This window comes from Pseudomonas sp. LSJ-87 (assembly GCF_032971465.1).
Taxonomy (GTDB): Bacteria; Pseudomonadota; Gammaproteobacteria; order Pseudomonadales; family Pseudomonadaceae; genus Aquipseudomonas; species Aquipseudomonas putida_Z.
Genome location: NZ_JAWJYQ010000061.1, coordinates 1 through 23,215, shown reverse-complemented (window position 1 = coordinate 23,215; position 23,215 = coordinate 1). Strand labels below are relative to the sequence as shown.

At 65.0% G+C, this 23,215-nt stretch carries 25 protein-coding genes; 14 read left to right on the top strand and 11 right to left on the bottom strand.

Annotated features, from left to right (window positions below; genetic code table 11):
* Positions 1 to 409 precede the first annotated feature (409 nt).
* On the top strand, positions 410 to 1,480 hold the full coding sequence (locus RYH74_RS24590) for an enoyl-CoA hydratase/isomerase family protein (RefSeq protein WP_317410430.1): 1,071 nt from the start codon (positions 410 to 412) through the stop codon (positions 1,478 to 1,480).
* A 16-nt stretch (positions 1,481 to 1,496) separates the two neighbouring features.
* Positions 1,497 to 2,648, top strand: coding sequence for an acyl-CoA dehydrogenase family protein (locus tag RYH74_RS24585; RefSeq protein ID WP_003258582.1), 1,152 nt, complete (start codon positions 1,497 to 1,499; stop codon positions 2,646 to 2,648).
* 125 nt (positions 2,649 to 2,773) lie between these two features.
* Here the strand turns inward: RYH74_RS24585 and RYH74_RS24580 are convergent, their stop codons facing one another.
* A complete protein-coding gene (locus RYH74_RS24580; protein WP_317410427.1) occupies positions 2,774 to 3,526 on the bottom strand; it encodes an anti-sigma factor in 753 nt (250 codons plus the stop codon).
* Positions 3,523 to 4,044, bottom strand: a complete 522-nt coding sequence (locus RYH74_RS24575) for a sigma-70 family RNA polymerase sigma factor (protein WP_013972484.1) — start codon at positions 4,042 to 4,044, stop codon at positions 3,523 to 3,525. The genes RYH74_RS24580 and RYH74_RS24575 overlap by 4 nt, the downstream gene beginning before the upstream one ends.
* Positions 4,045 to 4,168: 124 nt before the next feature.
* Here RYH74_RS24575 and RYH74_RS24570 point away from each other — a divergent pair, with 124 nt between their 5' ends.
* The 4 genes from RYH74_RS24570 (at position 4,169) to RYH74_RS24555 (ending at position 7,669) form a co-directional block, all read left to right on the top strand.
* The gene (locus RYH74_RS24570) at positions 4,169 to 5,221 is read left to right on the top strand and encodes a catalase family peroxidase (RefSeq protein WP_075045377.1); all 1,053 of its coding nucleotides are present in this window, start codon (positions 4,169 to 4,171) and stop codon (positions 5,219 to 5,221) included.
* Entirely contained in the window at positions 5,218 to 5,751 is a 534-nt protein-coding gene (locus tag RYH74_RS24565; RefSeq protein WP_085591230.1) for a cytochrome b, read from the top strand. Before RYH74_RS24570 ends, RYH74_RS24565 begins: the two co-directional genes overlap by 4 nt.
* A gap of 85 nt (positions 5,752 to 5,836) precedes the next feature.
* Complete coding sequence (locus tag RYH74_RS24560; RefSeq protein WP_317410422.1) at positions 5,837 to 7,042, top strand: MFS transporter; 1,206 nt, start codon at positions 5,837 to 5,839, stop codon at positions 7,040 to 7,042.
* 81 nt (positions 7,043 to 7,123) lie between these two features.
* Positions 7,124 to 7,669, top strand: a complete 546-nt coding sequence (locus tag RYH74_RS24555; RefSeq protein ID WP_003248033.1) for a cupin domain-containing protein — start codon at positions 7,124 to 7,126, stop codon at positions 7,667 to 7,669.
* Positions 7,670 to 7,763: 94 nt separating this feature from the next.
* Here the strand turns inward: RYH74_RS24555 and RYH74_RS24550 are convergent, their stop codons facing one another.
* Both RYH74_RS24550 and RYH74_RS24545 read right to left on the bottom strand, forming a co-directional pair.
* Positions 7,764 to 8,375 (bottom strand): 2-hydroxychromene-2-carboxylate isomerase, encoded by a 612-nt coding sequence (locus tag RYH74_RS24550; protein ID WP_317410421.1) that lies wholly within the window; start codon positions 8,373 to 8,375, stop codon positions 7,764 to 7,766.
* A gap of 29 nt (positions 8,376 to 8,404) precedes the next feature.
* A complete protein-coding gene (locus RYH74_RS24545) occupies positions 8,405 to 9,136 on the bottom strand; it encodes an SDR family oxidoreductase (RefSeq protein WP_317410420.1) in 732 nt (243 codons plus the stop codon).
* 89 nt (positions 9,137 to 9,225) lie between these two features.
* Between RYH74_RS24545 and RYH74_RS24540 the strand changes: the two genes are divergently transcribed.
* The gene (locus RYH74_RS24540) at positions 9,226 to 9,789 is read left to right on the top strand and encodes a TetR/AcrR family transcriptional regulator (protein WP_054573115.1); all 564 of its coding nucleotides are present in this window, start codon (positions 9,226 to 9,228) and stop codon (positions 9,787 to 9,789) included.
* On the top strand, positions 9,776 to 10,369 hold the full coding sequence (locus tag RYH74_RS24535) for a DUF4157 domain-containing protein (protein WP_085616665.1): 594 nt from the start codon (positions 9,776 to 9,778) through the stop codon (positions 10,367 to 10,369). The genes RYH74_RS24540 and RYH74_RS24535 overlap by 14 nt, the downstream gene beginning before the upstream one ends.
* 113 nt (positions 10,370 to 10,482) lie before the next feature.
* On the opposite strand, the gene RYH74_RS24530 is transcribed toward RYH74_RS24535, so the two are convergent.
* Positions 10,483 to 11,475 carry a bile acid:sodium symporter family protein gene (locus RYH74_RS24530; protein WP_015270181.1) on the bottom strand — a complete coding sequence of 331 codons (993 nt, stop codon included), beginning with the start codon at positions 11,473 to 11,475 and terminating at the stop codon, positions 10,483 to 10,485.
* A 119-nt stretch (positions 11,476 to 11,594) separates the two neighbouring features.
* Between RYH74_RS24530 and ampC the strand changes: the two genes are divergently transcribed.
* The gene (ampC, locus tag RYH74_RS24525) at positions 11,595 to 12,737 is read left to right on the top strand and encodes a class C beta-lactamase (protein WP_075045383.1); all 1,143 of its coding nucleotides are present in this window, start codon (positions 11,595 to 11,597) and stop codon (positions 12,735 to 12,737) included.
* 300 nt (positions 12,738 to 13,037) lie between these two features.
* Positions 13,038 to 13,370: a hypothetical protein gene (locus RYH74_RS24520; RefSeq protein ID WP_003253895.1), complete on the top strand. Its 333-nt coding sequence runs from the start codon at positions 13,038 to 13,040 to the stop codon at positions 13,368 to 13,370.
* A gap of 46 nt (positions 13,371 to 13,416) precedes the next feature.
* Here RYH74_RS24520 and RYH74_RS24515 read toward each other — a convergent pair whose 3' ends face one another.
* From RYH74_RS24515 to RYH74_RS24500, 4 genes are all read right to left on the bottom strand, one after another.
* On the bottom strand, positions 13,417 to 13,728 hold the full coding sequence (locus RYH74_RS24515) for a hypothetical protein (RefSeq protein ID WP_025339398.1): 312 nt from the start codon (positions 13,726 to 13,728) through the stop codon (positions 13,417 to 13,419).
* A gap of 140 nt (positions 13,729 to 13,868) precedes the next feature.
* A complete protein-coding gene (locus tag RYH74_RS24510) occupies positions 13,869 to 14,057 on the bottom strand; it encodes a hypothetical protein (protein ID WP_003253897.1) in 189 nt (62 codons plus the stop codon).
* A gap of 138 nt (positions 14,058 to 14,195) precedes the next feature.
* Positions 14,196 to 14,516, bottom strand: coding sequence for a YbjQ family protein (locus RYH74_RS24505; RefSeq protein ID WP_003258990.1), 321 nt, complete (start codon positions 14,514 to 14,516; stop codon positions 14,196 to 14,198).
* A 189-nt stretch (positions 14,517 to 14,705) separates the two neighbouring features.
* Complete coding sequence (locus tag RYH74_RS24500; RefSeq protein ID WP_075045384.1) at positions 14,706 to 15,590, bottom strand: EamA family transporter; 885 nt, start codon at positions 15,588 to 15,590, stop codon at positions 14,706 to 14,708.
* Positions 15,591 to 15,824: 234 nt separating this feature from the next.
* Here RYH74_RS24500 and RYH74_RS24495 point away from each other — a divergent pair, with 234 nt between their 5' ends.
* The gene (locus tag RYH74_RS24495) at positions 15,825 to 17,222 is read left to right on the top strand and encodes a purine-cytosine permease family protein (RefSeq protein ID WP_075045385.1); all 1,398 of its coding nucleotides are present in this window, start codon (positions 15,825 to 15,827) and stop codon (positions 17,220 to 17,222) included.
* A gap of 90 nt (positions 17,223 to 17,312) precedes the next feature.
* On the opposite strand, the gene RYH74_RS24490 is transcribed toward RYH74_RS24495, so the two are convergent.
* Positions 17,313 to 18,068: a class II aldolase/adducin family protein gene (locus RYH74_RS24490; RefSeq protein ID WP_075046987.1), complete on the bottom strand. Its 756-nt coding sequence runs from the start codon at positions 18,066 to 18,068 to the stop codon at positions 17,313 to 17,315.
* 23 nt (positions 18,069 to 18,091) lie between these two features.
* Complete coding sequence (locus tag RYH74_RS24485) at positions 18,092 to 19,135, bottom strand: ABC transporter substrate-binding protein (protein ID WP_075045386.1); 1,044 nt, start codon at positions 19,133 to 19,135, stop codon at positions 18,092 to 18,094.
* A 176-nt stretch (positions 19,136 to 19,311) separates the two neighbouring features.
* Here RYH74_RS24485 and RYH74_RS24480 point away from each other — a divergent pair, with 176 nt between their 5' ends.
* From RYH74_RS24480 to RYH74_RS24470, 3 genes are all read left to right on the top strand, one after another.
* The gene (locus RYH74_RS24480) at positions 19,312 to 21,264 is read left to right on the top strand and encodes an FAD-dependent oxidoreductase (protein ID WP_075045387.1); all 1,953 of its coding nucleotides are present in this window, start codon (positions 19,312 to 19,314) and stop codon (positions 21,262 to 21,264) included.
* A gap of 40 nt (positions 21,265 to 21,304) precedes the next feature.
* Entirely contained in the window at positions 21,305 to 21,904 is a 600-nt protein-coding gene (locus RYH74_RS24475; RefSeq protein ID WP_025339404.1) for a helix-turn-helix domain-containing protein, read from the top strand.
* A gap of 69 nt (positions 21,905 to 21,973) precedes the next feature.
* Complete coding sequence (locus RYH74_RS24470) at positions 21,974 to 23,176, top strand: NAD(P)/FAD-dependent oxidoreductase (RefSeq protein WP_317410407.1); 1,203 nt, start codon at positions 21,974 to 21,976, stop codon at positions 23,174 to 23,176.
* Positions 23,177 to 23,215: the final 39 nt, after the last annotated feature.

Here is a 23,215-nt window from a genome sequence, read left to right as displayed (position 1 = left end):
CTTGGTTGTTGTCATGGTGACTCCACGGGTTCGCTGTCGTGGGGGTCACCTTAGGGCTGGGGTGGTTGCGCATCAATCAAGCTCAGGCACTGATCGTTACGGTCAGGGTAACGATTTAGCCTATGCGCTGTCGCTCATGGCCCTATCGCCGGCAAGCCAGCTCCCACAGGTACAGCGCAGGCCTTGAAAGTTGTGCGGTAGCTGTGGGAGCTGGCTTGCCGGCGATAGGGCCAGCCCGGCCAACCTGAAACCTTGCTAGAGTGGCGTTATCGCCACACAAGACAAAAATGCAGAATCCCCCTGCAGATTTGTCGATTGTGCAAGGCAAATTCGCATGACAGGATCCTGCGATCCTCCAGCGAACTCCAGACTTCACTTGGAAAATCAATAACAAAGCAGGGAGAACGCAATGACTGCGCACGCTCATACCTTGGCAACCGACCATGTGCTGGCCGAGGTCCGCAACCAGATCGGCCATCTGACCCTGAACCGCCCCGCCGGCCTCAATGCCCTGACCCTGGACATGGTCCGCAGCCTGCGCCAGCACCTTGACCTGTGGGCCGAAGACCCGCACGTGCACGCCGTGGTACTGCGTGGCGAGGGGCCCAAGGGTTTCTGCGCCGGTGGCGATATCCGCTCGCTGCACGACAGCTTCAAGGCCGGCGAAACGCTGCATGAAACCTTCTTCGTCGAGGAATACGCCCTTGACCTGGCCATCCACCGCTACCGCAAGCCGGTGCTGGTGCTGATGGACGGCTTCACCCTCGGTGGCGGCATGGGCCTGGCCCAGGGCTGCGACCTGCGCGTGGTCACCGAACGCAGCCGCTTGGGCATGCCTGAAGTGGGCATCGGCTATTTCCCGGATGTGGGTGGCAGCTATTTCCTGTCGCGCATCCCCGGCGAACTGGGCATCTACCTGGGCGTCAGCGGCAGCCAGATACAGGCAGCCGATGCGCTGTATTGCGGCCTGGCCAACTGGTACCTGCCCAGCGACCAGATCGCCACCCTCGATCAGGGCCTGAACCAGCTCAGTTTCGGCGACAACCCACTCAAGGACCTGCAGAACCTGCTGGCCAGGCTCGGCACCCAGGTGCTCGACGATGCGCCGCTGGAAAAACTGCGCCCGGTCATCGACCACTTCTTCGCCCTGCCCGACGTGCCTGCCATCGTCGAGCAACTGCGTGCGGTGAGCATTGGCGACAGCCACGCCTGGGCCGTGGCCACCGCCGACCAGCTGGAAAGCCGCTCGCCGCTGGCCATGGCGGTTACTCTGGAGATGCTGCGCCGGGGTCGCCACCTGAGCCTTGACGACTGCTTTGCCATGGAGCTGCACCTGGACCGCCAGTGGTTCCAGCACGGCGACATCATCGAAGGCGTGCGCGCGCTGATCATCGACAAGGACAAGCAGCCACGCTGGAACCCGCCGACCCTGGCCGCGTTGCAACGCCAGCGGGTCGACCAATTCTTCGAAGGCCTGTGAGCCCGGGAGTACACAGATGCAAGACCTGGAACTGAGCGAAGAACAGATCATGATCCGTGACATGGCCCGGGACTTTGCCCGTGGCGAGATCGCCCCGCATGCCCAGGCCTGGGAAAAGGCCGGCTGGATCGACGATGGCGTGGTGCGCAAGATGGGCGAACTGGGCCTGCTGGGCATGGTGGTGCCGGAAGACTTTGGCGGCAGCTACACCGACTACGTCGCCTACGCCCTGGCGGTGGAAGAGATCGCCGCCGGCTGCGGTGCCACCGGAGCGATGATGAGCATCCACAACTCGGTGGGCTGCGGCCCGCTGCTGGCCTACGGCACGGCCGAACAGCAACAGCAGTGGCTGCCACGCCTGGCCACCGGCGAGGTGATCGGCTGCTTCTGCCTGACCGAGCCACAGGCCGGTTCCGAGGCGCACAACCTGCGCACCCGCGCCGAACTGGTGGATGGCCAGTGGGTGATAAACGGCGCCAAGCAGTTCGTCAGCAACGCCCGCCGCGCCGGGTTGGCCATCGTCTTCGCGGTAACCGACCCGGAGCTGGGCAAAAAGGGCCTGTCGGCATTCCTGGTGCCCACCGACAACCCGGGCTTCAAGGTCGATCGCAGCGAGCACAAGATGGGCATCCGCGCTTCCGACACCTGCGCGGTCACCTTCGACAACTGCCGCATCCCTGCCGCCAACATCCTCGGTGAGCGTGGCAAGGGCCTGGCCATCGCCCTGTCCAACCTCGAGGGCGGCCGTATCGGCATTGCTGCCCAGGCACTGGGCATTGCCCGCGCCGCGTTCGAGGCGGCGTTGGCCTACTCGCGTGATCGGGTGCAGTTCGGCAAGCCGATCAACGAACACCAGAGCATCGCCAACCTGCTGGCCGACATGCAGGTGCAGGTGAATGCCGCGCGCTTGCTGATCCTGCATGCCGCGCGCCTGCGCAGCGCCGGCAAGCCGTGCCTGTCGGAGGCCTCGCAGGCCAAGCTGTTCGCCTCGGAGATGGCCGAGCGGGTGTGCTCGATGGCGATCCAGGTACATGGCGGGTATGGCTACCTGGAGGATTACCCGGTGGAGCGTTACTACCGCGATGCGCGGATCACGCAGATCTATGAAGGGTCTAGCGAGATCCAGCGGATGCTGATTGCTCGGGAATTGAAGCACTACCCGCTGTAATCGGCCTTGTGTCGCGATAGGGCCGCATAGCGGCCCCAGCAAATTGTGCATCGAAGCTGACATCCTGGGGCCGCGTTGCGGCCCTTTCGCGACACAAGGCCGCTCTTACAGGGACCGCGCATCGGTTACAAACCCAACCGCAACGCCTCCCCCACCCCCGCCCCGCGCACATCGTCCGCCGCGCTGACCAGGGCAAAGTTGTAGGCCCCATGCGACCAATACCGCGCCTCCAGCTGGCCATCTACCCGCTGCCCGTCCGGCATGCGCCGATATTGATCACCTGGTGAGCGCAGGAACAGGCTGATGCGCTGGCCCTTGCCATCCTCGAACACCAGCAACGCCGCCGGCCCCTGCTCATTGCTCAGCAGGCGCGCGCCCACCGGCTTGAAGCCGTAGCCCGCCAGGTCCGGCAACTGGCCCACGCGGCTGAAGTGGCGCCCCAGCCAGTCGCGCAACTGGCCCGGGTCGCTGGCCTGGATATCCAGCGCCTGGCTGCCGGCAAACAAGCGGTGTGCCTGGACGGCATCAGCCATCGGCAGGTCGGCACGCGCCAAGGTCGCGTCGCGCACCTGCCACCCACCCAGGCCACCCACACCCAACGCCAGCAGCATCACCGCCGCCGTGGCCCAGCGGCGCTGGCGGCGTTGGCGCAATTGCCGGCGCAACTGCCCCAGGTCCAGCTGCGCCGCCCCGGGCACTTCGCCAAACCCGGCCAGTGCCGTACGCAGGCGGCGGGCGTCGGCACGCCAACCCTCGACCTTGGCCGCGGCCTGCGGGTTGGCCGCCAGCCAGGCCTGCACCTCGGCCCGGCGCTCAAGCTCCAGGCGCTCGTCGACATAAGCATGCAGTTCGTCTTCGCTGGGGATCAGGCGCGTCATTTCAGTCTCCGCAAGGCCGGGGGCTGGGGGCTGCCCTCGGTCAGTTCGCGCAAGGCATTGCGGGCGCGCGACAGGCGCGACATCACAGTGCCAATAGGGATACCCAGGGCCTGGGCGGCCTCCTTGTAGCTCAAACCCTCGATGCTGACCAGCAGCAACAGCGCACGCTGTTCTGCCGTGAGCCGGGCGAAAGCCTGCAGGTCGGCCTGGGCCAGGACAATGGCCTCGAGGTTGCCGCCAACCGGCTCGTCGTCGCGCTCGCCACGGCCGAACCAGGAAAGCCAGCGCGCATGCAGGCGCTCGCGGCGCTTACCGTCGAGGAACAGCCGATAAAGGATGGTGAACAGCCAGGCCCGCAGGGCATCGGCGTCGCGTTGCTGGTCGCGCCGGCTCAAGGCCCGCTCGACCGTGGCCTGCACCAGGTCGTCGGCGCTGCCCGGCTCGCGGGTCAGCCACACGGCAAAGCGGCGCAGGCGGGCCAGCAGCTCGCGCCACTGGTGGTCGTCCAGATCATGCATGGCAAAGTCCCGGCCTCTGGGGCTGTCAGTGTAAGAGGCAGACGCCTGTGAGGAAAATCTATTCCCGGCAATGGAATAAGTTTTTCCCTGCGCCGTCGTACCGGCACCTTCACCGAACCGGACAATGACCATGAACTCACCTCTGCACGGCCCGGCTAAGGCCCTGCGCCTGGCCGCCATCGGCGCCGTGATGCTGGGCGCGGGCGCCGCCTTCGCCTATGCTGCCGGCTGGCTTGGCGAAACCCGCCTGACCCCGCAGCGCATCATCGACACCTTCGAAGCCCAGGCCGGGCATTACCCGGGTTACCGCAAGAACCACGCCAAGGGCCTGTGCGTCAGCGGCTACTTCCAGCCCAGCGGGCAAGCCGCCAGCCTGTCCACGGCACGGGCTTTCAGCCAGCCGCGGGTGCCGGTGATCGGCCGCTTCGCCATCGGCGGCGCCAACCCGTTCGCGCCGGATACCGGCATACCCGTGCGCAGCCTGGCCATCGAACTTAGCACCGACGACGGGCAGGTCTGGCGTACCGGCATGAACAACCCGCCGGTGCTGGCGGTAAGCACGCCACAAGCCTTCTATGAACAGGTGCTGGCAGGGGCGCCAGACCCGGCCACCGGCAAGCCGGACCCGGGCAGACTGCAGGCGTTCTTCGCCGCCCACCCGGAAAGCGCGGCGTTTCGCCAATGGGCGGCAGGCTACAAGCCCAGCAACAGCTTCGCCAGCACGCAGTACCACAGCATCAACGCCTTCCGCCTGATCGACGCAAGCGGCGCGGCCCACCCCGTGCGTTGGCAACTGGAGCCGCAAACAGCGTTTGCCGCCCTGCCTGCCCAGGTCGATGACAAACAGTTCCTGCAGCACGACCTGCAGCAAAGGCTGGCCCAAGGCCCGCTGCGCTGGACCCTGCGCCTGGTGCTGGCGGAACCTGGCGATGCGGTGGACGACCCGGCCAGCCCCTGGCCTGCCGAACGACGCAGCGTGGACGCCGGCACGCTGGTACTGGAGCAGGTCGACGGCCCCGAGCAAGGTGCCTGCCGTGACCTCAACTTCGACCCACTGATCCTGCCCCGGGGCATCCAGGCCTCCGCCGACCCGATCCTCGCCGCCCGTTCGGCCGCCTACTCGGAATCCTTCAACCGCCGCAGCCGCGAATCGCTCGGCACCGGAGCCCACCCATGAAAACCGACGCCTTCCACCCCCTCGCCCGCCTGTTGCACTGGCTGATGGCCGTGCTGATCCTGGCCATGTTGTTCATCGGTGTGAGCATGGTCGCCGACCTGTCGCCGCGCCACCCCGTGCTGATCGGGTTGCACAAGGCAACCGGCCTGGCCCTGCTGGTGCTGGTGCTGCTGCGCATCGCCGTTCGCCTGGCCCTGCCCCACCCAGCCCTGCCGCACGACCTGCCCACACTGCAACGCTGGGCAGCCGGGGCCTCGCACCTGCTGCTTTATGGGCTGATGCTGGCCATGCCGCTGCTGGGCTGGGCCATGCTGTCGGCCGGTGGCTATCCCCGCCCGCTGGGCTTGCCGGCGATTGCCCCGCATGACCTGCAGTTGTACGCCGTGCTGCGCCAGGCCCACGGCTGGGCCGGCTACCTGCTGTTCGCCACGGTGCTGGTGCATGTGGGTGCGGCCTTGATGCACGCGTGGGTGCGCCGCGATGGCGTGTTGCGTAGCATGTGGCCTGGCCCACTGCGCCGCAGCGAATGAAGCTCGGCAGCCCAGGGGGTAGACAATCGATAATAATTCCCAACAAGATCGGCTTTCTATTTGCCGTACCGCCCTGGACTGCCCTATGAATGTCGCAAAGGATCCTGCCACACTCGCACCCGCCAGTACCCTGGACTTGCGCCCCCTGCTGCTGGCCAACATGGCCTGTACCATGTCGATGATGGCCTTCGTCGCCCTGATCGGCCCGATCGCCCGCCAGCTCGGCATGGCCACCTGGCAAGCCGGTGCCGCCGTGACCGTGGCGGGCGTGGTCTGGGTGCTGCTGGCCCGGCCCTGGGGGCGCGCCGCAGACCGCCTGGGACGTCGGCGCATCCTGCTGCTGGGCAGCGCCGGTTTCACCCTGGCCTACTGGCTGCTGTGCCTGTTCGTCGAAGGTGCGCTGCGCTGGCTGCCGGGGGCGACCTTGGCCTTTATCGGCCTGATGGTCGCGCGCGGCTGTATCGGCGCCTTCTATGCTGCCATCCCGGTGGGCTGCAATGCGCTGATCGCCGACCATGTCGAACCGCAACGCCGGGCCCGGGCCATGGCCTCGCTGGGGGCGGCCAATGCCGTCGGCCTGGTGGTGGGGCCGGCGCTGGCGGCGCTGCTGGCGCGGCATAGCCTGAGCCTGCCGTTCCATATCATGTCGCTGCTGCCGGCCAGTGCCTTTCTGGTCCTGCTGTTCACCCTCAAGCCGCAGACGCTGCCGCACAGCCATGCCCCCAGCCCGGTGCGGCTGAACGACCCGCGCCTGCGCCGACCTTTGCTGGTGGCGTTCAGTGCCATGCTCAGTGTCACGGTATCGCAGATCATCGTCGGCTTCTTTGCCCTCGACCGCCTGCACCTGGGCCCTGCCGAGGCGGCCCAGGCAGCCGGCATCGCCCTGACCACGGTGGGTGTGGCGCTGATCCTGGCGCAGGTGCTGCTGCGCCAGCTGGAATGGCCGCCGTTGAAGATGATCCGGGTCGGCGCCACGGTTTCGGCCCTGGGCTTTGCCTGCGGCTCGCTGGCGACCACAGCGCCTTGGCTGTGGGCTTGCTACTTTGTCGCGGCGGCGGGCATGGGCTTCGTCTTCCCGGCGTTTTCGGCGCTGGCGGCCAATGCCATGCACGCCTCCGAGCAAGGCGCCACGGCCGGCTCCATCGGTGCTGCCCAGGGCATGGGCGCAGTGATCGGGCCGCTGGCCGGCACCCTGGTTTATGCCGTCGATCCACGCTTGCCGTTCCTGGCGGTGGCGGCGCTGTTGCTGCTGGTCGGGTCATGGCCGATGCCCCGCGATCAGCGGGCCTGACAAGCACAGCGCGCAAGCGCGCAGAGTGTGTTTTAATGCGCATCGCTCATTATTATTGACACCTCTGATTACAAGGCGGCTATGGACACGGGGACGCGACTCAAACTGGTGCGTGAACGCAACAACCTCTCCCAACGGGAACTGGCCCGCCGCAGCGGGCTGACCAATTCGACGATCTCGCAGATCGAGCAGAATCGCGTCAGCCCTTCGGTCAGCTCCCTGAAAAAACTGCTCGAAGGCATTCCGATGAGCCTGGCGGAGTTCTTCAGTTTCGACGAGCCGGTGCGCGAAGAGCGCTACGTGTTCCGTGGCGGCGAGCAGCCAGACCTGGGCCGCAACGGCCTGCGCATGCTGCTGGTCGGCGCCAGTGTCGAAGGCCGGCAGATGCGCATGCTGCGTGAACTGTATGCACCGGGCGCCGATTCGGGCGAACCGATCGTGCATGCCGAGGGTGAAGAGTGTGGCCTGGTCACCCGCGGCACCGTCGAGTTGTGGGTCGATGGCCAGGTGAGCGTGCTCAACTCGGGCGACGGGTACTACATCCCCACTACCCTGCCGCACAGTTTCAAGAACATCGGCCCGGACGAGGCCGAGATCATCAGCGCCAATACCCCGGCGAATTTCTGATTGCTTTATGTGTGGGGGATGGCACCGGCTTCGCCGGTGTTCGCGGCTGAAGCCGCTCCCACAGGGAAAGCGCCAACCCTGTGGGAGCGCGCATTCAGGACGGGCTGTCGGCGCCCTTACGCAGGGCCTCTTCGACAAAGTCCAGGCGGTCCTGCCCGAAGAACATCTCGTCACCGACAAAGCAGGTCGGCGCGCCGAACACCCCGCGCTCCACTGCCTCTTCGGTCGCGTGCCTGAGCGCGGCCTTCACCTCGTCATCACCCGCCAGCGCGCGAAAGGCCTGCGGGTCGAAGCCGCCTTGGCTCAGCGTGTCGTCGAGGACAGCGTTATCGCCCAGGTTGCGGCGCTGCGCAAACAGCCCATTGAACAGCACCGCCAGCAACGCCTCGAACCGCTCCGGCGAACGCAGCTGGGTGCCCACTGCCCCGCGCATCAGGGTCAAGGTATTGACCGGGAACCCCGGCGGCAACTCGAACGGTACCCCATAGCGCGCGGCGAAGCGCGCCAGGTCGGTGAACATGTAACGGCCCTTGGCCGGGATCATCACCGGCGAGGCGTTGCCGGTGGCCTGGAAAACCCCGCCCAGCAGCATCGGCCGGTAGCGCAGCGTGGCACCCTGGCGGGCACACAGGCCAGGCAGTTGCGTCCAGGCCAGATAGCTGGCCGGGCTGCCCAGGTCAAAAAAGAAATCGACAGTCTTGTGCATGGTTAGGGTCCTTGCTCGGAGAAAGGGGCTTACCAACGTTCCATCCAGGGGCGCAGGTCCAGCTCGAAGGTCCAGGCGTCGCGGGGCTGGGCGTGCAGGAACCAGTAGCTGTCGGCGATGTGGGCCGGGTCGAGGATGCCATCCTGCTCCTTGAGGGCGTAGCGCTCGGGGAACGTGTCACGGATGAAGGCGGTGTCGATGGCCCCGTCAACCACCACGTGGGCGACATGGATGTTCCGCGGCCCCAGCTCGCGCGCCATGCTCTGGGCCAGGGCGCGCAAGGCGTGCTTGGCCCCGGCGAATGCCGCAAAGCCCGCCGCGCCACGGGTGCCGGCAGTGGCGCCGGTGAACAGGATGGTGCCGCGCTCGCGCTGGACCATGCGCCGGGCCACCGCCTGTGCGGTGAGGAAACCGGCAAAACAGGCCATCTCCCAGATCTTGAAGTATTTGCGCGGGGTTTCCTCGAGAATGCTACAGGGCACATTGGCACCGATATTGAACACAAACGCTTCGATCGGGCCGATATCACGCTCGATGGTTTCGACCAGCGCCGCCACCTCCTCCTCCTTGCGCGCATCGGAGCCAAACCCGTGGGCCTGGCCGCCGGCAGCGCGGATTTCGTCCAGCAGCGGCTGCAGCTTGTCAGCCTGGCGCCGGGTAACACAGGCAATGTAGCCCTCGCGGGCAAAGCGCTTGGCGATCTCGCCGCCGGTAGCATCCCCGGCGCCAATCACGAGCACCACTTTTTGTTGTTCTGTCATGCCTGCCTCCATTGGTGAATGATCGTTTAGTAAACGAACGCTATGTTATGATCGCCGCCACCGTCAAGCCCGCCTGCAGAGGCAACTGAATGCGCTACACCAACGAACACAAGCAGCAAACCCGCGAGCGGCTGCTGGCCAGCAGCGGCGCGCTGGCCAAACGCGGGGGTTTTTCCAGCACCGGCGTGGCCGGGCTGATGAAGGCGATCGGCCTGACCGGCGGCGCCTTCTACAACCACTTCCCGTCCAAGGACGACCTGTTCACCGAGGTAGTGCGGCAGGAGCTGTGCAACAGCCCGCTGGCGCGCCTGGCCAACCAGGGCGCCAGCCGCGAACGCCTGGGCCGTTGCCTGCAGCAGTACCTGAGCCTGGCCCACCTGCACAATGCCGAAGGTGGCTGCCCGCTGCCGCCATTGGGGGTGGAGATTGCCCGGGCCGAAGCACCCGTACGCGCCGTGGCCGAGCATTGGCTGGTGGAGCTGCACCAGGCATGGAGCGCGACCCTGGAAGACAGCGAATTGGCCTGGGTGCTGATCAGCCAGTGCGTCGGTGCCTTGCTGGTCGGGCGCATGTTGGCCACGGAAAGCGTGCAGTCGCAGGTACTGGACGCCAGCCGCCACTTTGTCGAGAAGGCCCTGCATGAAGCGGATTAGTCTACTGCTGGGGCTACTGCTGAGCTTGCCTGCACTGGCCGAACAGGCCTGCCCGCCAGGGCAGTACCAGGTGTGCCTGATGGGGTGTTTCTGTGCGCCCATCGACCCTGGGCAGGCCGGGCAGATTTTCAAGGACGTGGAAGTGCTGGCTTCGTCCAGCCTGACCTACGCCTTGCAGCAGGCCCGCGACGAAGCCACCGCCAGCGGCGTCGAGCCGATCCCGTTGCATATCCGTGCGCAACTCGAACCCTGGTACGACTTTGCCGTGCTCGACGCGGCGCGCTTCCGGGTGGGTGACGAACAGCAGATGAGCGCAGCCAATGCGCTGCTGCAGAACCCCGACGTGAACGCCGTGACGCTGATCGACACGATCATCTTCCGCCGCCCCGCCGATGCCGAGGACAACGTGGCGTTGTGGGCACACGAGCTCAAGCATGTGCAGCAGTATCAGCAACTGGGTGTGGAAGAGTTCGCCCGGCGCTACACGCGCAATTACGACGACCTGGAAGCGCCGGCCTACAAGATCGAGGGCGAGGTAAGCAAGGCGCTGCGCGAGCGTGGTTCGGGGCAGGCTAGATAAGCCAGGGGCTGCTTTGCAGCCCTTCGCCGGCAAGCCAGCTCCCACAGGGACTGCACAGGCCTTGAGAGCTGTGCGGTCGAGGTGGGAGCTGGCTTGCCGGCGATAGGGCCCTGTCAGGATGCCGCAGAAGCTTCTTCAGCCACCTGCTCACGGCTGGCATAACGCTGCGCCAGCACCGCACAGACCATCAGCTGGATCTGGTGGAACAGCATCAGCGGCAGGATCATCGCGCCAATGCCACTGCCGACGAACAACACCTGCGCCATTGGCACCCCGGTAGCCAGGCTCTTCTTCGAACCGGCGAACAGGATGGTAATGCGGTCCTCCAGGTCAAAGCCCAGCAGCTTGCCGAGCAGCCGGGTACCGTACAGCACCACTGCCAGCAAAATCCCGCACACGGCAAACAACCCGGCCAGGTGCTGCGGCGATACCGTGTGCCACAGCCCGGTGACCACCGCCTCGCTGAACGCGGTGTAGACCACCAGCAGGATCGAGCCCTGGTCCACCACCTTGAGCCAACGCGCATTGCGCTTGACCCACGCACCGATCCAGCGCCGGGCGACCTGCCCGGCCACGAACGGTACCAGCAGCTGCAGGGTGATCTTCAGCACCGCATCCAGGCCGGAACCGGTATCGCCGCTGGCCCCCAGCAACATCATCACCAGCAACGGCGTGAGGAAGATACCCAGCAGGCTGGATGCCGCCGCGCTGCAAATGGCCGCTGGCACGTTGCCACGCGCCAGCGAGGTGAAGGCGATGGCCGACTGCACGGTGGCCGGCAAGGCACACAGGTAGAGCACGCCCAGGTACAGCTCGTTGCCCACCAGCGGCACGAACAGTGGCTTGAACGCCAGGCCCAGCAACGGGAACAGCACGAAGGTGCAGGAGAACACCAGCAAGTGCAGGCGCCAGTGCCCGGCACCGGCGATGATAGCCTCGCGCGACAGCTTGGCGCCGTGCAGGAAGAACAGCAGGCCGATGGCCAGGTTGGTCAGCCAACCAAAGTACACCGCGCCGTCGCCCGAGCAAGGCAGCACGGTGGCAATCAGCACCACCCCGAGCAAGGCCAGGGTGAAATTGTCGAATAACATGCGCAAATACTTCATCACAGTTTCCGTCTTGTCATTGTGCAAGGGCAGACGATAAGGTCTTCGGTTTTTCGCCGCTAACGCCGGAACCCCCACCGGTGTCGCTCAACGGACACGCTCCAGCACAGGACCCGCTCATGCCCCTCTCCCGCCTGGCTGCACTTGCAGCCGCCATCACGCTCACCCTGGACTACAGTGCCGCCCAGGCCGACGACCAGTTGCAGGCCAAGGTCGACCAGATCATCCGCCCGCTGATGCAGGAGCAAGGCATCACCGGCATGGCCGTGGCCATCTATGCTCGCAACCACGCGCACTACTTCAGCTATGGCGTGGCCAGCAAGGCCGACAATGTGCCGGTCAGCCGCGACACGCTGTTCGAGATCGGCTCGCTGAGCAAGACCTACACGGCCACTTTGGCCGCACTGGCCAGTGCCGAAGGCAAGCTGGACCTCGATGCCCCGGCCAAGCGCTATCACCCGGCCCTCGCCGGCGCCCCCATCGGCGACGCAAGCGTGCTGGAGCTGGGCGCCTACAGTGCCGACTGCCTGCCATTGCAGTTCCCGGATGCGGTGCAGACGCCGCAGCAGGTGGTCGATTTCTTCCGGCACTGGCAACCCCGCGCCAAACCTGGCACCCAGCGCTGCTACTCGAACCCCAGCCTGGGCCTGTTCGGTGACCTGGCCGCCCGCGCGCAGCATCAGCCGTTTTCCACGCTGATGAGCGAGGGCCTGCTGAAACAGATGGGCCTGGAAAACACCTATCTGCAGGTCCCGGCCAGCGCCCAGGGGTTGTATGCCCAGGGCTACGACAGTGCCGACAAACCGGTGCGTGTCGGCCCCGGCCCTTACGCCGACGAAGCCTACGGCATCAAGACCAGCGCCAGCGACCTGCTGCGCTATGTGCGCCTGCACATGCAGCCGGAGGGGCTGCCGCCGGCGTTGGCGCAAGCCACGGCCATTACCCAGCGGGGCTACTTCCAGGTCGGCGCCATGACCCAGGGCCTGGGCTGGGAGCGTTACCCCTACCCGGTCACGCTGGGCACACTGGTCGATGGCAACGGCCCGCAGCTTATCCGTGAACCGCAGGCAACCACGCGCTTGCAACCAGCCCTGCCGCCGCTGCCGGCAGCCTGGTACAACAAGACCGGCTCGACCAATGGTTTCGGCGCCTACGCCGCGTTCGTACCCGCCGAACAGCTGGCCGTGGTGTTGCTGGCCAACCGAAATTACCCGAACGAAGCCCGGGTGCGCGCGGCCTTCGACATTCTGTCCGGGCTTTAGTGCGGGCAGCGATTGTCGAACAAAACGACACGATGTAGTGGCTAAAAATATTCACTACAAAATGGTTGACGCCGTTCATCGCCCTTGGGCATGATGAAGCCGTCTCCCTGATCGGGAGCGGTGGCAAGGGTGTTCCAGACGGCCTGCGCGGTAACGCAGGCCGTCCGTGGAGAGGGAAACTGTCCAAAAGGCAGCGTGAGAAAGCCCCTGTTGCGATGCTGCTGTAGCAGCCTTGGTAGTGCGCTACACCTGGTAGCGCCAACTGTGAAAAATCACCTACGAATGGGTAATGGGGGCTTTATGATGAACTTGAACAACAATCCGACTATCGACCAATTGGCCCAGCTGTTCGCCGTACGCAAGGACAGCCTTGACGACCATCTGCTGTGGGTCAGCCAGACCGGTGAAGTGCGCCTCGACCGCCTGCCACCGAACACCGTCGAAGATGAATTCGAAGAGCACCTGCCCAGCATGCGTGCCCGCTTCAAGGTCTACCGCCGTGGCCAAGGCTACGTCGGCAAGAAGGCCGCCGCCGACACCGAGTTCGTTGGCCGCGTCCTGCAGACCCTGCAACAAGAATGGCCCGCTGCCCGTGAGCAGCAGGCAGTCAAGGTGATCGAACCGCTCAACTGAGGGTTCCCACCCTTACCTGAGCCCGGCCCGCATAGGCCGGGCTTTTTCATGCCTGGCGCCGCTGGCTGCGGGGCGCTGGCAGCGGCAAGGCGCCGGTTGCCATCGCCCGGGCACGGTCGACACCCCACACCAGGGCGCGGGTCATGGTCTCGCCTGGCCGTGCGGGGTAATACTCCTCCAGCAATGCTCGTCCATCCCCGGCATACAGCCCCAGGAACAGCTGGGTCGCCCCCAGGCGCGACAAGCGCACCTGCACGTCCAGCGTGGTGCCGTCACTGAGTGCTTCGTCGTGGCAGCGGCTGTGCAACTGGGCGTCGGCCCATTGCCAATAGGTCTCTTCCCTGACTCGCATGAGCATTCAATCCTCCGTTGCTGGAATGCCGCGCAAGAAAACCACAGCCTCGGCCATCCTGCGAGCGCTACCCGGCAATGCCATGAGGCGGATCAAGAAATGGCAATAAAAACCCCGCCATTCGGCGGGGTTGTGCTGGAGCGGGATCACTTCTTCAGCGGAACCCGCGGCATGAAGCGGCCTTTTTTGCTGCGCTGCAGGTGTGCAGGCTGGAGCTGTTCGGAATCATCCAGCGTCATGTGGGCGAAGCCCAGGCGGAATGCCGCCTGGCCGCAACGCACCTGGCTGTTGATGGGGAACGCGTCGTTCAGGTCTTCGAAAAAGGATTCGCTCATGCCCTGTCTCCCTCCAGTGGCGGACGCGCCGGCAACCAGAACAGTTGCTCCACCAAACGCGACCTGTGAAGGTGAGACTAGCTGGTCATTTGCGGACCGCCCGGACCTAAGCCCTGGACCCGACCAGCGGCAGACGCTCTACTTCAGGCGCACCGCTGTGCCGGTAGCAAATACCACGACCATGCCGCCCTGTACCGACGGCATGCTGATCTCGAAATCCACCCCCACTACCGCATCGGCTTGCAACTGGCGTGCCCGCGCCTTCAGTTCTTCGGTGGCCTGTTCCCGGGCTTCGCGCAGTGCGCTTTCCAGGGTTTGCGAACGGCCACCGAAGAAGTCGCGAAAACGTGCAAAGAAATCGCGCACGAAGTTGATGCCCTGCACCGATTCGGAGCTGACCACGCCCAGGTATTCGGCAATCGGGCGGCCTTCGAGCTGGCTGGTGGTGGAAATGATCATGGGGTGCACTCCATTGGCCTGGCAAAAGAGGCCGATTCTAACAGAGCGCCCTGTTTGCAACGCGCATTTGTGGGAGCGGCCTTGCGTCGCGAAAGGGCCGCAACGCGGCCCCAGGATCTCAACAGCATGCAGAAACCCGGGGCCGCTTCGCAGCCCTTTCGCGACGCAAGGCCGCTCCCACAGAGTCAGCTACGCGCTGACAGCTTTTAACCGGCGCCCAAGCCTTGCGCCGAACACGTTCACCAGCAAACCTGCCATCACCAGCAATGCGCCCCAGCCCTGGGTCGCGGTCAAACGCTCGCCCAGCAACAACGCCGACGAACTCAGGCCAATCACTGGCACCAGCAGCGAGAACGGCGCCACCTTGCCGGCCGGGTGGCGCGACAGCAGCTTGCTCCACAGGCTGTAGCCGAGCATGGTGGCGACAAACGCCAGGTAAGCCAGGGCCAACACCGAACTCCAGCTGATATTGGCAAGGGCATGGCCAATACGCTCCGGCCCCTCCAGCCACCAGGACAATGCCAGGAACGGCAGTGGCGGAATCAACCCGCCCCAGATCACCAGCGCCACCAGGTCAACCGAGCCAAAGCGCCGGGTAATGATGTTGCCCATGCCCCACATGGCGCCGGCACACAGGGTCAGCACCAGCGCCAGCATCGGCACATGCCCGCCGTCTTCGCTGCCGATAAGCGCCAGGCCGCTGGCGGCCACCAGCAGCCCCAGCACGCTGGCCAGGCGCAGCCGCTCGCCAAGGAACAGCGCGGCAAAGCCGAGGGTGAAGAACGCCTGCGACTGCAGGATCAGCGAGGCCAACCCTGGCGGCATGCCGCTGTACATGGCCTGGAACAGGAAAGCGAACTGGCCCAACGAAATGGTCGCACCATAGGCGATCAGCCAGCGCCAGGGCAGCTTGGGCCGCTTGACCAGCAGGATCGCCGGGAACGCCACCAGCAAGAAGCGCAATGCCCCCAGCAGCATCGGCGGCAACCCATCGAGGCCAACCTTGATGACCACGAAGTTGACTCCCCAGGCAACAATCACCACCAGGGCGATGAGCAGGTCCTTGAGCGGCATTGCGACATCCTTCTTCAAGCTTTCTAGACATATTTCGTTACAGCATAAGGCTATTCCTTCGACAGGGACCAGCACAGTTGCAACCCATCATTGCGCAACAGCACGACTGTTTCACTCGCAAGAGATGGCTTGACCGCACTTGTATATACATGCTCATATCATGCGAGGTCATCCGCCTTGCGTCCCGCCGATGACTGACTCGCTTACACAAAAACAATGAAGCGGAGCCACTGAATGTCCAGCAAACCCGTACTCGAGCGGCGCTCGATCGACTACATACCCGAGACTGAACGCCATGGACGCGTGTACAGTCAGTTCACCCTGTGGCTCGGAGCCAACCTGCAGATCACGGCAATCGTGACCGGCGCCCTGGCCGTGGTGCTCGGTGGCGACGTGTTCTGGTCGCTGATCGGCCTGCTGCTCGGTCAATTGATCGGCGGCGCGGTCATGGCCCTTCATGCCGCTCAAGGTCCTCGTCTGGGGCTGCCGCAGATGATTTCCAGCCGCGTGCAGTTCGGGGTCTACGGCGCGGCCATACCGATGGTGCTGGTATGCCTGATGTACCTGGGCTTCACCGCCACCGGCACGGTGCTCTCCGGACAGGCAATCGGCCAATTGCTCGACGTCAGCGACAGCACTGGCATCCTGATATTCGCCAGCATAATCGTGCTCGCCACCCTGGCCGGATACCGGGTGATCCACTGGATCGGCCGAATCGCCAGCGTGCTGGGCATCATTGCCTTCGTCTACCTGTTCAGTCGCATCATGATGCTGGCCGACATCGGGCAGTTACTCGACAACCGCCACTTCAGTTGGGCATCGTTCCTGCTCGCCGTATCACTGGCTGCGTCCTGGCAGATCGCCTTCGGCCCCTATGTAGCCGACTACTCGCGCTATCTGCCAAGCAGTACATCGCCAGTGAGGACCTTCCTCGCCGCAGGCCTGGGCTCGGTGATCGGTGCCCAGGCATCCATGATCCTCGGGGTGTTCGCCGCCGCCATCGCCGGTGCCCAGTTCTCCGGTCACGAAGTGGCCTACATCGTCGGCCTGGGTGGCGCCGGTAGCACCGCAGCGCTGCTGTATTTTTGCATCGCCTTTGGCAAGGTCACCATCTCGACGCTGAACTCTTATGGCAGCTTCATGTGCATTGCAACCATCATCAGTGGCTTCCGCGGCCACTTGGCGATCAGCCGTGCGCAACGCCTGCTGTTCGTACTGGGCATCGTCGGCGCCGCCACCCTGGTGGCCTTGCTTGGCCAGCATTCGTTTCTCAGCGCGTTCAAGTCCTTCATCCTCTTCCTGCTGACGTTCTTCGTGCCATGGAGCGCGGTCAACCTGGTCGACTACTACTTCATCACCAAGGAGCGTTACGACATCCCCGCCCTCGCCGACCCGCAAGGCCGATACGGCCGCTGGAACTGGCCTGGAATCATCGTCTACACCTTGGGCGTGCTGATACAGATGCCGTTCATCGACACCAAACTGTACACAGGGCCGCTGGTCGCGCACCTTGGCGGTGTGGATATCTCGTGGCTGATCGGCCTGGTAGTGCCGAGCGTGCTGTACTACTGGGTGGCGCGGCGTCGGGCGCAAGAGGCACCGCCAGCGATGATCGTGCCTGACGCACACTGAGCCCTCTCGCCATCAACGTAGAAACGTCTTGCCCTCGCGCCGCAAACGCGATGCGAGGGCAAGACGGCTTTCACCGCGAGCACGCCAATGTCAACGACGATAGTCCGGCGCGACTCGCTCCAGCATCCGCAACAACGCCGCCCACGCCAGCTGCAGCGCATCCGCATCCGCCAGCTCGCCCTGCTTCAACCCCCGCCCCGGATCATTGAACTGCCGCTCGGTATGCCTACACACTTCGGCGGGCGGTAACATCACCTGCCCGGCACTCTGTGCCGCCAACTGGATCTCGCACGCCTTCTCCAGGTAGTACATGCGCAGGAACGCTTCGGCCACGCTGCGCCCGGTGGTCAGCAGGCCATGGTTACGCAGGATCATCACCGGCTTGTCGCCCAGGTCGGCTACCAGCCTTCGCTGCTCATCCATGTCCAGCGCAATCCCTTCATAGGCGTGGTACGCGACCTTGCCATAAAACTCCATGGACATCTGGTTGAGCGGCAGCAGCCCACATTCCAGCGCCGCCACCGCACAACCTGCCCGGGTGTGGGTGTGCAGCACACAACGGGCATCCTCGCGGGCAGCATGGATGGCGCTGTGGATGACGAAACCGGCCGGGTTGACCGGGTGCGGCGTCGCTTCCACTGGCCGGCCTTGCAGGTCGATCTTCACCAGGCTGGAGGCCGTGATCTCATCGAACAGCAAGCCGTATGGGTTGATCAGGAAGTGGTGCTCCGGCCCCGGCAGGCGCAGGGAAATATGGGTGAAGATCAGGTCGCTCATGCGGAAGTGGGCGATCAGCCGATAGCAGGCGGCCAGCTCCTGGCGCAGGCTTTGTTCCGTTGCGGTCATCATCGTTATTCCTTTGCAGAACGCTATTTGCTGGCCCACGCATTGAAGCGCTGTTCCAGCTCTTCGCCATGGTCGACCCAGAATTCCACATTCATCGCCAACGCCCCCTGCAGGTTCTGCGGCGAAGTAGGCACCCAACTGGCCAGGGACGGGTCGAGCTTCGCTGCCGCCTGGGTGTTGGTCGGCCCATAGGGGATCTGCTGCACATAACGCACCTGGGTATCCGGCTGGTTGGCGAAGGCGATCAGCCGCTTGGCCTGGTCGACATGCCGCGAGCCCTTGATGATCGCCCAGTAATCCATGCCATACAGGCTGCCAGGCCAGACCACTGCCAGCGGGCTGCCCTGCTGGGCCGCCACGGCGATGCGCCCGCTGTAGGTCGAGGTCATCACCACGTCACCCGCCGCCAGCCACTGGGCAGGCTGGGCGCCGGCGTCCCACCACTGGATATGCGGCTTGAGTTCGCTGAGTTTGGCAAAGGCACGCTCGACCCCGGCCGGAGTGGCCAGTACCTTGTATACATCCTCGATCTTGACCCCGTCGGCGAGCAGGGCGAACTCCAGGTTGTACACCGCACGCTTGCGCAGGCCGCGCTTGCCCGGGTACTTGTTCACGTCCCAGAAGTCGGCCCACGACGCAGGCGCCTGGGCCAGCTTGCTGCGGTCATAGGCAATGGCCACGCTCCATACCAGCGCGGCCGAGCCGCAGGCTTGTGCCGCGTCGGCGATCAGTTCACCCGCATGGCCCATGCGCTGCCAGTCCAACTGCTCGTAAATGCCCTCGTCGCAGCCACGCATCAGGTCAGGCCCTTCGATCTGCACCACGTCCCAGTCGACATTGCCGGTATCGGCCATTACCTGGATCCGTGCCATTTCGCCGTTGTACTCGCTCTGGATCAGCTTGCTGCCATCCTGGGCACTGAACGGTTTGAAGATCGCCTCGTCCTGGGCTTTCTGGCCGGCACCACCATAGCCGACCACGACCATCTGCGGTGCCGCTTGCGCACTGCCCAGGCCCATGGCCAGCAACGCTGCGCAAAGGCTGCTTACACGTGGGAATACCTGCATCGTAGTTGCCTCCTGTCGGTGCCCGAAGGGCCCGTTTTCTTGTTGTTGTGAGGTCACGCCCTCGCCATGAGGGTGAGAAAAACCTAGTCGTCGACCAGTAAAAAAACAAGTTGATTTTTTACTGACGCTACACTTTCATACAAAAACAAGAACAACACCGCACCGGAGCCGCCTGTATGCAGACCGCCTTCCCTCACCTGTTCGAAGCCTTGCAGATCCGCGGCAAACGCTTGAAGAACCGCATCATGTCCACCGGCCACGACACCTGCCTGCCTACCGACAACCTGGTCAACGACAAGCTCATCGCCTACCAGCGCGCCCGCGCCGCCGGTGGCGTCGGCCTGATCGTGCTGCAGGTGGCCGGGGTGCATGACAGCGCCCGCTACACCTCGCATGTGCTGATGGCCACCGACGATGCCTGCATCGACGGCTATCGCCAGCTTGCCGAGGCCTGCCATGAGCATGGCACCGTGGTGCTGTCGCAACTGTTCCACCCCGGGCGGGAGATCATGGAGTCGGCGGACGGCTTGCTGGCGGTGGCCTACTCGGCGTCCGCGGTGCCCAATGAACGCTTCCGGGTGATGCCGCGCGCGCTGGACCAGGCAATGATCGACGAGATCGTCCAGGGCTATGCCAGCGCTGCCCGCCGCCTGCACCAGGCCGGGCTGGATGGCGTTGAAGTGGTCGCCAGCCATGGCTACCTGCCTGCGCAGTTCCTCAACCCGCGGGTAAACCAGCGCACGGATGGCTACAACGGTGAGCTCGAGCAGCGCCTGCGGTTCCTGCGCGAAGTGCTGGCCGCCGTACGCGCGGCCACCGACGAGCAGTTCATCATCGGCCTGCGCATCAGTGCCGACGAGCGCGACAGCCAGGGGCTGAGCGAGGACGAATCGCTGGCTGCAGCGGTTGCCTTGCAGGGCCAGCTCGACTACCTGCACATCGTTGCCGGCACGTCGGCATCGCTGGGCGGCGCCGTGCATATCGTGCCGCCGATGGCCATTCAACCGGCCTACCTGGCCCGGGAGGCCGGCACCTTCAAGCAGCACCTGGGCATCCCGCTGTTCGTCACCGGGCGTATCAACCAGCCCCAGGAAGCCGAACTGATCCTGGCCCGTGGCCAGGCCGATGTCTGCGGCATGACCCGTGCGCTGATCTGCGACCCGCAGATGCCGAACAAGACTGAGCATGGCCAGGTCGAGGACGTACGTGCCTGTATCGCCTGCAACCAGGCTTGCATCGGGCACTTCCACCGTGGCCTGCCCATTTCCTGCATCCAGCGGCCGGAAACCGGCCGCGAATTGCAGTACGGGCAACTGACCATCACCACCCACCCCAAGCGCATCCTCGTGGCCGGTGGCGGGCCCGCTGGCATGAAAGCCGCCGCCGTGGCCGCTGCGCGTGGGCATCAGGTCACGCTGTACGAGGCTGGCCCGCAGCTCGGTGGCCAGGTGCTGCTGGCCCAGTTGCTGCCACGGCGCAGCGAGTTCGGTGGCGCCAGTACCAACCTGCAGCGGGAAATGGCCCTGGCAGGCGTGGAAGTAGTGCGCAACACCCGGGTCGACCGCGCACTGGTCGAACGAGAACGCCCCGACCTGGTGATCGCGGCCACCGGTGCCACCCCCTACTGGCCGGCCTTCGAGCGCACCGGTGAGCTACAGGTGGTGGATGCCTGGCAAATACTGCGCAATGAAGCAAAACCGGGGCGCTCGGTGCTGGTGATCGACTGGCGCTGCGACTGGATCGGCCCAGGCATCGCCGAACGCCTGGTACGCGAGGGCCACCAGGTGCAACTGGCGGTCAATGGCACCCATTGCGGCGAAAGCCTGCCGCTGTACGTGCGCGACCAACTGGCCGGCGAGCTGCATCGCCTGGGTATTCCCGTCACACCATATGCCCGCCTGTATGGCAGCGACGACAACACGGTGTACCTGCAGCACACCGCCAGCGGCGAACCGATGATCTTCGAAGGTATCGACACCCTGGTACTGTGCCTGGGCCATCAACCGGAAGACCGCCTGGCCACGGAGCTGGCCGGCCTGGTCGAGGTGCGCCGCATTGGCGACTGCCTGGCGCCGCGTACCGCCGAGGAAGCGATTCACGATGGCCTGACGGTTGCCTGGGCGCTCTGAGGCTGTACATACTGCGGCTTTCCACGATGGACCGACGTGCATGAGCCAACTCCCCCAGCCCCCCGCCAGCGAAGCCGGGGGCGCCGCGCCGCAGTTTCTCGGCAGCCGCATTCGCGGCCTGCGCAAACGCCGTGGCATGACCCTGGCGGAGCTGGCCACGCACAGTGAACTGACCGCTGGCTACATCAGCCAGCTGGAGCGCAACCTCTCCTATCCATCGATTCCGGCGCTGTTCAACATCGCCCGCAGCCTGGGGGTGACCATCCAGTGGTTCTTCGCCAGCGAAGCCACCACTGCGCCCGAGGACCAGGGCTATGTGGTACGGCGCAACAGCCGCCTGAGCGTGCATTACGAAGATGGCATCGTCGATCAACTGCTCACGCCCCAGCCCAACCGCCAGCTGGAAATCCTGCATTCGCGCTTCCCTCCGGGCAGCTACAGCCAGCAGAGCTACAGCCACGACGGTGAAGAGGCCGGCTACATCCTCAGCGGCAGCTTCGAGCTGTGGGTGGGCGAGCGGCATTTCCAGCTGGGTGAAGGGGACAGTTTCAGCTTCTCGAGCCAGGAACCGCACCGCTATGGCAACCCCGGCGAGGTGGATGCCGTGGTGATCTGGGTGATCACGCCGCCAACATTCTGAAGCATGCTCGCTCCCCAACATCCAGCAACAGGGTCTACCTTGTTACCCGAACTTCAGAGGAGCACAACCATGAAGCAGATCCTGATCATTGGCGCGGGCTTTGCCGGCCTGTGGAGCGCGCTCAGCGCCGTCCGCCAGCTTGACCTCCATGGCCGCAGGGATGTCGAGGTCACCTTGCTTGCACCCCAGGCCGAGCTGCATGTGCGCCCGCGCTTCTACGAGCCCGACGTCCATGCCATGGCCGCGCCGTTGCAAGAGCTGTTCGATGCCGTCAACGTCCGCTTCGTGCAGGGCACGGCCTTCCACATCGATGAAGCGGCCCGCCGCGTCAGCTACCGCACCCGCAGCGGTACCCAGTGCGCCCTGCCCTACGACCGCCTGATCATGGCCTGCGGCAGCGTGCTCAACCGGCCCGACATGGTCGGCATCGAGCATGTGTTCGATGTCGACAAGCTCGACAGCGCCGCGCGCCTGGAAACCCACCTGAAGTCACTGGCGAACCTGCCCGACACACCCGCGCGCAATACCGTGGTGGTGGCCGGCGGTGGCTTTACCGGCATCGAGACTGCCACCGAACTGCCAACCCGCCTGCGCGAAATACTTGGCGAGGACACGGCGTTGCGCGTGGTGGTGGTCGACCGTGGGGCGAGGATTGGCGCGGCCCTGGGTGACGGCATCCGCCCCGCCATCGAGCAGGCCTCCGAGGCCCTGGGCGTGGAGTGGATCTGTGGCGCCACGGTAGCCTCGGTCGACCCTGCCGGCGTGCTGCTGGACAACGGCCAGCGCATCGACGCCAGCACGGTGATCTGGACCGTGGGTTTCAAGGCCAACCCACTCACCGAGCAGATCAGTGGCGAGCGCGACCGCCAGGGCCGCTTGCATGTCGATGGCAATCTCAAGGTGAAAGGCAATGATGCCGTGTACGCAGCAGGTGATGTGGCCTACGCCGCCTGCGACGAGGCTGGCAATTACGCGGTGATGTCCTGCCAGCATGCGATTCCGCTGGGGCGTCATGCGGGCAACAATGCGGCGGCCGAGCTGATTGGCGTGGCACCGAAGACCTACAGCCAGCCCAAGTACGTGACCTGCCTGGACCTTGGGGCCTGGGGGGCGGTGTATACCGAAGGGTGGGAACGCACGGTGTCGCCACCGGAAGACAAGGCCGAGGCCAAGGTGTTGAAGGCGCAGATCAATACCGTGTGGATCTATCCGCCGGCGGCCGATCGTGCTGCAGCGCTGGCAGCGGCTGACCCGGCTATTCCAGTGGCCTGAGGTTGATTGTGGGAGCAACTGTCTTGCTCAATTTCTAAA